Annotated in this window: 11 protein-coding genes; 7 read left to right on the top strand and 4 right to left on the bottom strand. The window is 64.9% G+C overall.

Translation table 11 applies throughout. The annotated features are described in order from the left end of the window. Positions 1 to 31: 31 nt before the first annotated feature. Positions 32 to 1,378: an outer membrane protein assembly factor BamD gene (locus tag V474_RS03695; RefSeq protein WP_059150161.1), complete on the top strand. Its 1,347-nt coding sequence runs from the start codon at positions 32 to 34 to the stop codon at positions 1,376 to 1,378. Between the two features lie 87 nt (positions 1,379 to 1,465). Here the strand turns inward: V474_RS03695 and V474_RS03690 are convergent, their stop codons facing one another. Next, entirely contained in the window at positions 1,466 to 2,107 is a 642-nt protein-coding gene (locus V474_RS03690) for a carbonic anhydrase (RefSeq protein ID WP_059150160.1), read from the bottom strand. Between the two features lie 96 nt (positions 2,108 to 2,203). Here V474_RS03690 and lipA point away from each other — a divergent pair, with 96 nt between their 5' ends. Both lipA and V474_RS03680 read left to right on the top strand, forming a co-directional pair. Next, entirely contained in the window at positions 2,204 to 3,157 is a 954-nt protein-coding gene (gene lipA / locus V474_RS03685; RefSeq protein WP_043973160.1) for a lipoyl synthase, read from the top strand. Positions 3,158 to 3,161: 4 nt separating this feature from the next. After that, positions 3,162 to 3,608 (top strand): type II toxin-antitoxin system RatA family toxin, encoded by a 447-nt coding sequence (locus tag V474_RS03680; protein WP_059150159.1) that lies wholly within the window; start codon positions 3,162 to 3,164, stop codon positions 3,606 to 3,608. Positions 3,609 to 3,773: 165 nt separating this feature from the next. Here the strand turns inward: V474_RS03680 and V474_RS03675 are convergent, their stop codons facing one another. Genes V474_RS03675 through V474_RS03665 form a run of 3 tightly spaced genes read right to left on the bottom strand, consistent with a single transcriptional unit; the run spans position 3,774 to position 6,031 of the window. Further along, complete coding sequence (locus V474_RS03675; protein ID WP_059150158.1) at positions 3,774 to 4,274, bottom strand: CinA family protein; 501 nt, start codon at positions 4,272 to 4,274, stop codon at positions 3,774 to 3,776. Positions 4,275 to 4,306: 32 nt separating this feature from the next. After that, on the bottom strand, positions 4,307 to 4,834 hold the full coding sequence (locus V474_RS03670; RefSeq protein WP_059150157.1) for a hypothetical protein: 528 nt from the start codon (positions 4,832 to 4,834) through the stop codon (positions 4,307 to 4,309). Positions 4,835 to 4,849: 15 nt separating this feature from the next. Further along, the gene (locus V474_RS03665) at positions 4,850 to 6,031 is read right to left on the bottom strand and encodes a bifunctional 2-C-methyl-D-erythritol 4-phosphate cytidylyltransferase/2-C-methyl-D-erythritol 2,4-cyclodiphosphate synthase (protein WP_059150156.1); all 1,182 of its coding nucleotides are present in this window, start codon (positions 6,029 to 6,031) and stop codon (positions 4,850 to 4,852) included. 80 nt (positions 6,032 to 6,111) lie between these two features. Here V474_RS03665 and dusB point away from each other — a divergent pair, with 80 nt between their 5' ends. The 4 genes from dusB (at position 6,112) to V474_RS03645 (ending at position 12,040) form a co-directional block, all read left to right on the top strand. After that, complete coding sequence (gene dusB, locus V474_RS03660; protein ID WP_059150155.1) at positions 6,112 to 7,155, top strand: tRNA dihydrouridine synthase DusB; 1,044 nt, start codon at positions 6,112 to 6,114, stop codon at positions 7,153 to 7,155. After that, the gene (locus tag V474_RS03655) at positions 7,152 to 8,285 is read left to right on the top strand and encodes a two-component system sensor histidine kinase NtrB (protein ID WP_059150154.1); all 1,134 of its coding nucleotides are present in this window, start codon (positions 7,152 to 7,154) and stop codon (positions 8,283 to 8,285) included. Before dusB ends, V474_RS03655 begins: the two co-directional genes overlap by 4 nt. Further along, complete coding sequence (locus V474_RS03650; RefSeq protein ID WP_407938310.1) at positions 8,282 to 9,751, top strand: sigma-54-dependent transcriptional regulator; 1,470 nt, start codon at positions 8,282 to 8,284, stop codon at positions 9,749 to 9,751. Before V474_RS03655 ends, V474_RS03650 begins: the two co-directional genes overlap by 4 nt. A 111-nt stretch (positions 9,752 to 9,862) precedes the next feature. Beyond that, positions 9,863 to 12,040, top strand: coding sequence for a sensor histidine kinase (locus V474_RS03645; RefSeq protein ID WP_059150153.1), 2,178 nt, complete (start codon positions 9,863 to 9,865; stop codon positions 12,038 to 12,040). Positions 12,041 to 12,099: the final 59 nt, after the last annotated feature.

Here is a 12,099-nt window from a genome sequence, read left to right as displayed (position 1 = left end):
ATTTGTTTTGTCTTGAGAGGAGTTAGCCTAGATGGCTCGCAAGTTCCTTGTTTCCCGTGTCGCTCTCGCCGTCGCCCTTTCGAGCGGGTTGGTTGCCATGGCCGCAACGCCCGCGATGGCTGCAAAGAAAGAGAAGGCAGCCGCAGGCGGCAAGTTCTCGCCGGAATTCGTAAAGGTCGCGCAGCCGCTTCAAAAGGCCATGGAAGCTGCGGTTGCCGCGCTGGGCGGTCAGCAGACCCCCGAAGCGATGGCTGCTGCCAAGCAGGCGTTCGACACCGCCGCGGGCGGTGACGGCAAGGCCGCGTTTCAGGCAGCTGTCCCCACCGCAACCACGCCGGACGACAAGAACGCGCTTGGCTCGATGATGCGCAACTTCGGCATCATTTCGAAGGACCTCGCGCTCAAGCAGCAGGGCAACATGATGCTGCTCGAAAGCGGCAAGCTCGATGCGGCCGCTCTGGGCACCACCAATTACGATTCGGGCATCACCGCCTACCAGCTCAAGGACTATGCCAACGCGGCGAAGTACCTCAAGGCTGCCAAGGATGGCGGATATACCGATACGTCGGGCCAGCTGGACCTCGTCCTCGCCGATTCCTACAAGCGCAACAACAACCCCGAAGCCGCGCTGCAGATGGCCAAGGACGATGTGGCCGCAGCTCAGGCCAAGGGCACCGCGCCTTCGGAAACCGCGCTGCGCAACGTGCTGCAGCAGACCTACACCGCCAAGCAGCTTGCGCCCTCGACCGAGTATGCTGCGCTTCTCGGCCAGTACTATCCGTCGAGCTGGGGCACCTCGATCTCGGTCGTCCGCCAGCTTTCATCGCTGCCGCGCGACCAGAACCTCGATCTCATGCGCCTGATGTTCGTCACCGGCGGCATGGCTGAAAAGCGCGACTATTTCGAGTACATCGAGAACGTCGACCCGCGCGCCTTCCCGGGCGAAGCGGTCAAGGTGATGCAGGACGGCCTTGCCAAGGGCAAGCTGACCCAGGCTGAAATCGGCGCCGACCTGACGAACTCGCAGGGCCGCGTCGCGGGTGACAAGGCCTCGCTGCCCGCCACCGAGCGCGATGCCAACAAGGCCGGTGCCACCGCCGCGACGGTGGTTGCGGCCGGCGACGTGTTCCTCAGCTACGACCAGCCCGCCAAGGCGGAGACGTTCTATGCCAAGGCGATCTCGATGCCTGGCGTGGATGCCAACAAGGTCGCGCTGCGCCTTGGCATGTCGCAGACGCTTTCGGGCAAGTACGCTGATGCGCAGACCAACTTCGCGAAGGTCACCGGCACCCGCCAGCCCGTCGCCAAGCTGTGGTCGGCCTATGCCAAGAGCAAGTCGGCTCCGGCTGCTGCCACGGCGCCTGCCGCCACCAACTGATCTTCTTCGATCACCAGCGAAAAGGGCGACGGGAAACCGCCGCCCTTTTTGTTTGCCTGCAAGGGTGAAGGGGGCGGAGCTACCTCCTCAATCCACCGGCGCGAACTTGCCGCTATCTTCGTCCAGCAGGTGAAGCACGCCGTCGGCGATGGCGAAGAACGCGCCGCGCAGTTTGAGGTCACCCTTGGCCACTTTGCTCTTCACGCAGGGGAAGGTCATCAGATTGTCGAGGCTCACCTTCACCGCCGCCTGCTCCATCGCCCGCTCGGCCTCGCGGCCCGTAGTGCCGTAAGCCTCGGCGACCGGCTCGCGCGCGTCGTCGAGCATCGAGATCCAGTCCGCCACGAAGCCGCCCTGGCCGACCTCGGCGCCCTTGAGGTCCTGCGTCAGCGCAGCCTTGCAGCCGCCGCAAAGTCCGTGGCCCATCACCACCACTTCCTTCACCTTGAGCACCTGCACCGCGAATTCCAGCGCGGCGGAGACGCCGTGATGGCCGGGCGTCGTCTCGAAGGGAGGCACCAGCGCCGCCACGTTGCGGACCACGAAGATGGTGCCGGGGTCGACGTCAAAGATCTGGCTGGGATCGACCCGGCTGTCGGAGCAGGCGATCACCATCACTTCGGGCGCCTGGCCCTGGCCCAACTGGTCCCAGCGCTCCCGGTTGTGCGACCATCCGGTGGTGCGAAAGCGGTGGTAGCCGTCGAGAAGATGGTTCAGCACTTCGGTCATGGATAGGGCCTCCTGCGGGGCGGGAACACTTTACGCTTTCCCATACCCCGGATATTCGCACTGGCAAGCGCGCGCACATGTGACTATCTGAACGGCATGAACGATCTTTCTTCCGTGCCGACCCCCGAAGAAACACCGCAGCGCCAGCGCAAGCCGGACTGGATTCGCGTGAAAGCGCCGACCAGCAAAGGTTACGGTGAGACTCGCCAGCTCATGCGCGACCTCAAGCTGACCACCGTGTGCGAAGAAGCCGCTTGCCCCAATATCGGGGAGTGCTGGACCAAGAAACACGCCACGGTGATGATCCTGGGCGATACCTGCACGCGCGCTTGCGCTTTTTGCAACGTGAAGACCGGCATGCCCGGCCGCGTCGATCCGGCCGAGCCCGCGAACGTCGCCGAACTGGCGCTGAAGACCGGCCTTGAGCACATCGTCATCACCTCCGTCGACCGCGACGATCTGCCCGACGGCGGCGCCTCGCAGTTCGTGAAGGTGATCGAGGCGATCCGCGCCGCGACCCCCTCGACCACGATCGAGATCCTGACGCCGGACTTCCGCAACAAGATGCAGCGTGCCGTCGAAGCGATCGTCATGGCGCGCCCGGACGTTTACAACCACAATCTGGAAACCGTGCCGCGCCTTTACCCGACGATCCGCCCCGGCGCGCGTTACTACGCTTCGCTGCGACTGCTGGAAGAAGTGAAGCGCCACGATCCGTCGATCTTCACAAAGTCCGGCGTGATGCTGGGTCTGGGTGAGGAGCGGCTCGAAATCCATCAGGTGATGGATGACATGCGCTGCGCCGACATCGATTTCCTGACCATGGGCCAGTACCTGCGCCCGACGCCCAAGCACGCCGAGGTCAAGGAATTCGTGACCCCGCAGGCATTCAAGGCATACGGCGCCATCGCCCGCGCCAAGGGCTTCCTGCAAGTCGCCGCTTCGCCGCTGACGCGCTCCAGCTATCACGCCGGTGCCGATTTCGCCGAAATGCGCGCGGCGCGTGAAGCGAAGCTGGCAAAAGCGGCGCAGGTCGGCGTGAAGGCCTGATCCCGTGCCCGGCATTCATGAAGTCTACCGCCTTCCCTACAGCGCCGAGCAGATGTTCGACCTGGTGGCCGATGTCGGCCGTTATCAGGAATTCCTGCCCTGGGTTGTCGCCACCCGCGTGAAATCGGACGATGGCACCGAGATGGTCGCCGACATGCTCGTCGGCTTCAAGGCGCTGCGCGAAAAGTTCACCTCGCGCGTCGAGAAGGAACGCCCGCGCGAGATCCGCGTCCATTATGTCGACGGCCCGATGCGCGATCTCGATAACCGCTGGACCTTCCATCCGGTGAGCGATCACGCCTGCGATATCGAATTCGACGTGAAGTTCTCGTTCCGCAATGCGCTGTTCGAGAAACTGGCGGGGCAATATTTCGACAAGGCCTTCCGCAAGATGGTCGCCGCGTTCGAAACGCGCGCATCTGAGCTTTACGGGGTTCCGCAGGAAGGCTGAGCGCGCGCCCCGCATCACGTCTGCAACAATCCTCTATACCCCCCACAATCTCTCCGCCCCGCTCAGCGTGAGCTTGTCGAAGACCCCGAGACCGGGCGCATGGCCTTCGACAAGCTCAGGCTGAGCGGGGTTTGGAGTATGTTGCAGGCAGGTAGCTGTCCCCGCTCAGGGCAGCAGCAGTTCCAGCGCGATAATCGCCGCCTGATGCCGGATTTCGGCGCGGGTCTTTCCTTCGAGCAATTTCTGCTCGGCGTTGACGTCTTCCTCGCCGCGGCGTGCGCAGGCGAAGACGACCGTTCCCACCGGCTTCATTTCGCTGCCGCCTTCAGGGCCGGCGATACCGCTGATGGCGACTGCCACGTCGGCTTTGCTTTTCTTGATCGCGCCCTGCGCCATCGCCCAGGCCGTCGCCGGGGATACGGCGCCGAACGAATCGATGATGTCCGCATGGACGCCCAACATCTCCATCTTCGATTCGTTGGAATACGTCACGAAACCGCGATCGAGCACGGCGGAAGAGCCAGGAATCTCGGTCAGCGCCGCGCAGACCAGTCCGCCGGTGCAGCTTTCCGCCAGCGCCACGGTGCGGCCCAGCGCCTTGTTCTCGTCGATCACGCGCTGGGCGAGGGCGAAGAGGTCTTCGGGGAAGAACGGGTTGGTGGCCATGGTGGTCCTTAAATTAGCTGCGGCCCAAGAATTTAGCTGCGACAAAGCGCGACTTTGCCCAGCTTGGGATCGGCCGCGCTGGCGACTTCGAGGCTCAGCGCGATGAGGCCCGCGGTGTTCTCGGGCGGCAGCGGTGAGAGCAGGTCGATCGCGAGGTCCAGCTTGGTGCAGGACTTGAGCGCGATGCGCTGCGAAACGAACCCTTCCACGAATACGTCGGCCAGCTGGCGCACCGTCTCATCGGGAAGATTGCGCACCATGTCGGCCGAACCATTACCTTCGGCGCCCAGCGTCTTCATGAAGGCGGGGCGGGCCTGCGCCCAGTATCGGTCCTTCTGCCCGGAATAGCGCGCGGCCAGCTGCGGCCCCTGACGGCGCAGGAAGGCATCGGCGGGCAGGGAGGGGGCGCAGCGCTTGGCGGTGCCGTTGATGGCCTGCGGCAGGGCATAGGCGATCAGCGCGGTCGCCTCCTTCTTGGTGATGCACACCGGCTCGGCGGCCATGGCAAGGCCCGGCGTCATGCTGGCCGCGAAGGCGATGGTCCTGACGAATGCGTGCATGGAAATGGTCCTGTTCTAAAGCCGGATCAGGCTGACGGCGGCCTGTGCGGCGATGCCTTCGCGTCTTCCGGTGAAACCCAGCTTCTCAGTGGTGGTTGCCTTCACGCTGATGGCGGCGATGTCAACGCCGAGCACCTGCGCGAGCCGCGCGCGCATGGCCTCGCGGTGCGGCCCGATCTTGGGCGCTTCGCAGATGATCGTCACGTCCGCATTGCCCAGGCTATAGCCCGCCTCCGCCACCAGCTTCCCGGCATGGCCAAGGAAGCGGTCGGAGGCCGCGCCTTTCCACTGCGGGTCGCTGGGCGGGAAGTGCTGGCCGATATCGCCCGCCCCCACCGCGCCAAGCATCGCATCGACCAGTGCATGGATCGCCACGTCGGCGTCGCTGTGGCCGGAAAGACCGTGGGTATGCGCAACGCGCACGCCGCAGAGCCACAGTTCCTCGCCTTCCTCCAGCGCGTGAACGTCATAGCCGGTGCCCACCCGCACCAGCGGCTGCAAGGGAGCGAAGTCGGCGGCGTAAGTCAGCTTGTGCAAGATTTCGTCCCCTTCGACGAAGGCGATTTCCATGCCCCAGGCCTGCGCCACTTGCGCATCGTCCCCGGCGGCGGCAGCGCCGTCCCATTCGCGGTGAGCGGCGAGAATATCCTCGAAACGGAACGCCTGCGGAGTCTGCACCCGGCGCAGATCCTCGCGACGGGCAGGGGCGCCCATGACATCGCCGTGTTCTGCGTGGGCGAGGCTGTCGACCACCGGCAGCACCGGGATCGCGCCCTTGTGATGGTTCAGCGCCTCTACCAGCCGCGTGACGACCTCGCCGGGCAGGAGCGGCCGGGCGGCGTCATGGATCAGCACGCTGTCCGGCGCGGCGGCGACCAGCACCTCAAGGCCAAGCCGCACCGATTCCTGCCGCGTCGCCCCGCCGGCGGTAAACTGTACCCCTGCGATCCCCGCCAGAGCCTCACGCGCGATCGCGTCCGCGCCTTGCGGAATGACCACCAGGATCGGCGAACAACCCGCCGCCGCCAGCGCTTCAACCGAGTGGCGGACCACCGGCTTGCCGCGCCACAGGGCGAACTGCTTGGGCACCGGCTGACCGGCGCGGAGGCCTTGCCCGGCGGCGACGACCAGCGCGGCAACGGCTGCCACCGCGCGCTCTCCCGTAGGTTTCGGGGCTTCTGAAACGAATTGCGACATTGTTCTCGCCGGTAATCGCTTGCCCGCACAAGGGCAATCCACTATGCGCTGCCTGTTTTTTAGGCAGTATTGCGCGAACCATGACTCACTTGCCCAATCCCCCGGCACTAAAGCCCATTCAGGTCGGTCCCGTGACGATCGACTGCCCGGTCGTGCTCGCGCCGATGACGGGCGTGTCGGACCTGCCGTTCCGCCGGATGGTGCGCGGCTTCGGCTCGGGCCTCAACGTCACCGAGATGATCGCCAGCCCCGCGGCCATCCGCGAGACGCGGGTGTCGCTGCAAAAGGCGATGTGGGACGTGATCGAGGAACCCGTCGCGATGCAGCTTGTCGGCTGCGATCCCGAGCAGATGGCCGAAGCCGCCAAGCTGGTCGAAGGGCAGGGCGCTGCCATCATCGACATCAACATGGGCTGCCCGGTGCGCAAGGTCGTCAATGGCGACGCCGGTTCCGCGCTCATGCGGCAGGTGCCGCTGGCGACCAAGCTGATCGAGGCCACCGTCAAGGCGGTGAAGGTGCCGGTTACCGTGAAGATGCGCATGGGCTGGTGCCATGATAGCCTCAACGCCCCGGAACTGGCGCGGATCGCCGAGGATCTGGGCGCGCAGATGATTACCGTCCACGGCCGCACCCGCAACCAGATGTACAAGGGCGAGGCCGATTGGGCCTTCGTGCGAAGCGTGAAGGACGCGGTTTCGATCCCGGTCATCGTCAACGGCGACATCTGCACGGTGGAAGATGCCTCCAAGGCGCTGGAACAGTCCGGCGCGGATGGCCTCATGATCGGGCGCGGCGCTTATGGCCGCCCGTGGTTCCTTGCGCAGGTGATGCAATGGTGGCGCGGCGCCGACGTCGCCGCCGACCCCACCATTGCCGAGCAGTATGAGATCATGCGCGCCCATTACGAGGACATGCTGGCCCATTACGGCGCCGACACCGGGGTGCGCATGGCCCGCAAGCACCTTGGCTGGTACATCAAGGGCGTGCGCGGCTCTGCCGAGTTCAGAAACAAGGTGAACTTCATCAGCGATCCCGATGAAGTCCTTCGCGAACTCGCGGAATTCTACGCGCCGTACCGCGACGGCGGCGATGCATCCGGTAACGGGCAGCTTCACGCCGCATGAGCCTGGACCTCGGCACGTCCGTCCCTGAAGCCCAGCGGCTGCTTGCCAGCCTGCCGCAAGCTGTCGTGCTGTTGGAGCCGGGTCTGAAAATCGCTGCGCTCAACCCGGCGGCGGAGCAGTTCTTCGGCCAGTCCGCACGCCGGCTTATCGGCGTGCCCCTGCGTGAGATCGTATCGATTTCCGACCGCCGTCTGGTCGACCGCCTCGACGATTACGAAACACCGGTTTCCGCACGCGAAGTCGTCGTCGAACTCAAGGGCAAGGGTGCGCGCCGGGTCGACATCAATGTGGCGCCGGTGGCGGACACACCCGGTTGGCGGCTGCTGACCATCCACGACAACACCGCCGCCGATGCGCTGGGCGACGATTCCGGCGGCCCCGACAATGCGGTCCTGCGCGGCCCCGAGATCATGGCGCACGAGATCAAGAACCCGCTCGCCGGCATTCGCGGCGCGGCGCAGCTTCTTGCCCGCAAGCTGGATGAACGCGACCGCGCGCTGACCGACCTCATCACCGGGGAGGTGGACCGCATAGCCGCCCTGATCGAGCGTATGCAGAAGCTCAGCGGCCGCACCACCCCTCCGGTCGAGCCATGCAACCTCCATGAGGCCGCCCGCCGCGCGATCGACGTGCTGGACGCCGCGAATGGGGAGGGGGCGCGCCGGTTCCGCCTGATCGAGGAGTTCGACCCGTCGCTCCCCTCCGTGCTGGGCAGCCCCGATGGCCTGGTGCAGGTCATGATAAACCTGCTTTCGAACGCCGCCGAAGCCTGTCAGGATGCGGCGCGGGACGGCGGCGAACCGCGCGTGACTATCCGCACCCGTTTCGCCAGCGGCCTTCAGCTACAGACCGGCAATTCCGACGCGCCGCTGCGCCTTCCAATCGAGGTGCGGGTGAGCGATAATGGTGCCGGCATCGACCCCGCCATGCGCGATCACATCTTCGAACCGTTCGTCACCACCAAGAAGTCCGGGCAGGGGCTGGGCCTGCCGCTGGTTCGCAAACTGGTGCGAGACATGAACGGCCGCATCACCCACGACCGCGACGATGAGACCGGGCTGACGCATTTTCGTATCCACTTGCCGCTCGCGCGGGAAACACGCACCCGCGTCAAAAGGGACCCGGCATGATGCCCCATTCGCAGCACGTCCTGCTGCTCGAGGACGACATGTCCATCGCCATCGTCATCACGGCCGCGCTGGAGGACGAGGGCTTTGCCGTCGTCCATTGCCAGACGATCGCAGAACGCGACCGGCAGCTGGCCGATCACAGCTTCGCCGCCTTCGTCACCGACGTGATGCTGCCCGACGGCGACGGCATCGAGACGATCGACCGCGTCCGCGTGCTTCATCCCGACATGCCGATCGTGATCCTCTCGGCCCAGAACACCCTCGATACCGCCGTGCGCGCCACCGATACCGGCGCTTTCGAATACTTCCCGAAGCCCTTCGACATCGACGAACTGGCGCGCACCGTGCGCCAGGCAGCTGGGGCGACACACAGCCCGCTGGAAGGTGAAGAGCCGGTTGCCGATGGCCTCCCGCTTGTCGGCCGCAGCACCGCGATGCAGTCGGTCTTCCGTATGATCACGCGGGTACTGCGCAACGACCTGACAGTGCTGATCCTGGGCGAATCGGGCACGGGCAAGGAGCTTGTCGCCGAGGCGATTCACCAGCTCGGCAATCGCCGCGGCGGTCCGTTCATCGCCGTGAACACCGCCGCGATCCCCGCCGAATTGATCGAAAGCGAACTGTTCGGCCACGAGAAGGGCGCCTTCACCGGCGCCGTCGCGCGCCATGTCGGCAAATTCGAACAAGCGGCAGGCGGCACTCTGTTCCTCGATGAAATCGGCGACATGCCGATGCAGGCCCAGACCCGCCTGCTGCGCGCGCTCCAGTCCGGCTCGGTACGCCGCGTCGGCGGGCGCGACGAAATCCAGCTCGATACCCGCATCGTCGCCGCGACCAACAAGGACCTTGAGCCGGAAATCGCCGCCGGCCGCTTCCGCGAGGACCTGTACTACAGGCTCAATGTGGTGCCGATCCACATGCCCCCCTTGCGCGACCGGCGCGATGACATCGACGTTCTGGCGCGCCATTTCCTTCAGCACGCCGCGAATGAAGGCCTGCCGCGCCGCCAGCTGACGGCTGAGGCCGCCGAACTGCTCAGCCGCCAGCCTTGGCGCGGCAACGTGCGCGAACTCAAGAATTTCATTTATCGCATGGCCCTGCTGGCGCGCGAGGACCTGATCGACGTCGATCAGGTCGTGCCGCTGCTGACACCTGAACCGTCGGCCACTGCGTCCGGCATGGGCGAGGGCGTCGATCAAGGCGAACCGATGAACGGCCACGCTCATGGCCCGGGCGACATCGCCGTAGCGGTCGCACAGTGGCTCTCGGCCACTCGCCCGGCCAGCGGCACAATCTACGACAGCGCCATGGCCGCCTTCGAACGCCCGCTTTTCGCGGAAGTATTGAAGGAAACCGCAGGCAACCAGCTGCGCGCCGCGCAGGCACTGGGGATCAATCGCAACACCTTGCGCAAGCGCCTTGGCGAACTTTCGCTCGATCCTGAGGAATTCACTCGTCGACCGTAATATCGAGTTGGTGGATTCCCTCTTGCAGCCCGGCCACAGTGCTGTTGTAACGCTGCAACGATGACGGATAGTTCACCCCAGAAACGCACTTGGCCGCGCTGGTGGCGGCGCATGCAGGTAGCTGCGCGCCGGGCGAACATTTTCGCCTTCATGGAAGTGCTTTCGGTTGCCGCGTTCCTGACGATGACTGCGGCGACATGGGTCGCCCTGAACAACGGCGGCGACAAGGGCGAACTGTTGCCCTCGAACCTCACGGCCAGTCTGCTCATCGGCACGCTGGTGCCGGCGATGGCGATTCTGGTACTGTTGGGCCGCCGCATGGCGCTGCGCCGCGCAGCCGAAAGCATTGGTGGCACCGGACAGATGCACGTGCGCCTGGTGTTCATCTTCTCGCTCATTTCCGCCGTGCCGACATTGCTGGTCGTCGTCTTTGCGTCATGGCTATTTCAGTCCGGCGTCGAGTTCTGGTTCTCCGACAGTTCGCGCGGATTGCTGGAAAACGCCAACAAGCTGGCGCGTGGGTACTACGAACAGACCATGCGCGACGTCGGCTATGAATCCGTCGCCATGGCACAGGATTCGCGTGAGGTGCTGGCAACCAACCCGGTCGCAAGCCGTAAATTCCAGATTTTCCTTGCCGAGCAGGTCGTCCGCCGAAATCTGGCCTTTGCAGCGCTGATCCAGATCGATGCCGATGGCAACCAGCGCACGCTGATCGTCGTTGATCCCGCCAACCAAGCCGAAAACAACCGCATCAGCGCCGATAATTTCGCCAAGCTGGGCAGGGGTGAGCCCTACGTCGCGAACGCAAAAGACAACCGGATCGTCGCGACGAGCCCGATTGATCGGTCTACCGGCGTTTACCTTCTCGTCATCCGCAGTTCCGACTTGCTCTCGCTTGGCCAGGGCGAGCGGGCCGAAAACATCGTGCAGGCCTATGAGGTTTTGACCAGTCGCGCCCGCGTTCTGCAGCTGCGCTTCAACGTCGCGCTGTTCGTGGCCTCGCTGGCGCTTGTCGGACTTGCCGTGTGGGTCGCGCTGCGCTTCGCCGACCGCCAGGTTGCGCCGCTCTACGAGCTTGTCGATGCGGCGCGGCGGGTGGGCGCGGGCAATTATGCCCTGCGGATCGAGGGGCGCACCGGCGCCGACGAGATCGGCCTGCTCAACCGTGCCTTCAACCGCATGACCGGCCAGATCGAAAAGCAGACCCAGGCTCTGCTGGGCGCAAACCGCCAGCTTCATGAGCGCCGCCTGTTTATCGAAGCGGTTCTGGAATCGGTCACTTCGGGCATCGTCTCGCTCGACGACCAGGGCCGGATACTGCTGATGAACAGCACCGCGCAGAAGCTTCTGACCGACCGCAGCGGCGAAGTGCCCGAAGGCATGCCGATCAGCGAACTGGCGCCCCCGATCGCGGCTCTGGTCGAGCAGGGTTCGTCGGATGGTATCGTCCAGTACAATCGCGGCGGCGACCTGCTCACGCTCGCGGTCAAGACGAGCCGTGACGCCACCGGCCATGTCATCACCTTCGAGGACATCACCCGCCAGCTACTGGACCAGCGCACCGCCGCCTGGTCCGACGTGGCGCGGCGCATCGCCCACGAGATCAAGAACCCGCTCACCCCCATCCAGCTTGCGACAGAGCGCCTGAGCCGCCGATACCTCAAGCAGATCACCGACAATCCCGAGCTGTTCCAGGACCTTACCCGCACGATCATCCGGCAGGTCGGGGAACTGCGCAAGATGGTTGATGAGTTCTCGTCCTTCGCGCGCCTGCCCAAGCCGGTGTTCCGCGCCGAGGACCCGGCCGCGCTCACCCGCCAGGCACTGTTCCTGCAAGAAGTCGCCCGCCCGGACATCAATTTCGCTTTCAGCAGCGACCGTGACATTGGGACGATCGACTGCGACCGCCACCAGTTCGGCCAGGCGATGACCAACGTCCTCAAAAATGCCGTGGAAGCGATTGAAGCCAAATCGAAAACGGCTGAGGGCGATTATCGCGGCGCGGTCTCGGTAGAAGTTGTCGATCACGACCACTCGATCCTGGTGCGGGTCACCGATAACGGCATCGGCCTGTCGCAGGACAAGGAGCGCCTGATCGAACCTTACGTGACAACCCGCGAAAAAGGCACTGGGTTGGGCCTCGCGATCGTCAACAAGATCATCGAGGAACACGGCGGCGAAATGACGTTCACCGCCGCGCAAGGCGGCGGCACCACAGTGACGATGCGCTTCGCCCACGATCCGATGGCCCTCGACCAAGGCCGCAAGACAGAGGCCGCGCAATGACGGCCCGCACTCCGGTACTTGCCAGCCCCGTAACAAACGACCTCAAGACGAAGAAGAAA

Origin of the sequence: Novosphingobium barchaimii LL02, from assembly GCF_001046635.1 — a bacterium.
GTDB classification, from domain to species: Bacteria; Pseudomonadota; Alphaproteobacteria; order Sphingomonadales; family Sphingomonadaceae; genus Novosphingobium; species Novosphingobium barchaimii.
Note: the sequence above shows the minus strand (reverse complement) of the source record. Positions and strands in the feature narration are given on the sequence as shown.

Coding starts and splice junctions, on each gene's coding strand:
- V474_RS03670 (WP_059150157.1), bottom strand. CDS start 4,834: ATGCACGCATTCGTCAGGACCATCGCCTTCGCGGCCAGCATGACGCCG.
- V474_RS03655 (WP_059150154.1), top strand. CDS start 7,152: ATGAGCCTGGACCTCGGCACGTCCGTCCCTGAAGCCCAGCGGCTGCTT.
- lipA (WP_043973160.1), top strand. CDS start 2,204: ATGAACGATCTTTCTTCCGTGCCGACCCCCGAAGAAACACCGCAGCGC.
- V474_RS03690 (WP_059150160.1), bottom strand. CDS start 2,107: ATGACCGAAGTGCTGAACCATCTTCTCGACGGCTACCACCGCTTTCGC.
- dusB (WP_059150155.1), top strand. CDS start 6,112: ATGACTCACTTGCCCAATCCCCCGGCACTAAAGCCCATTCAGGTCGGT.
- V474_RS03695 (WP_059150161.1), top strand. CDS start 32: ATGGCTCGCAAGTTCCTTGTTTCCCGTGTCGCTCTCGCCGTCGCCCTT.
- V474_RS03675 (WP_059150158.1), bottom strand. CDS start 4,274: ATGGCCACCAACCCGTTCTTCCCCGAAGACCTCTTCGCCCTCGCCCAG.
- V474_RS03645 (WP_059150153.1), top strand. CDS start 9,863: ATGCAGGTAGCTGCGCGCCGGGCGAACATTTTCGCCTTCATGGAAGTG.
- V474_RS03650 (WP_407938310.1), top strand. CDS start 8,282: ATGATGCCCCATTCGCAGCACGTCCTGCTGCTCGAGGACGACATGTCC.
- V474_RS03665 (WP_059150156.1), bottom strand. CDS start 6,031: ATGTCGCAATTCGTTTCAGAAGCCCCGAAACCTACGGGAGAGCGCGCG.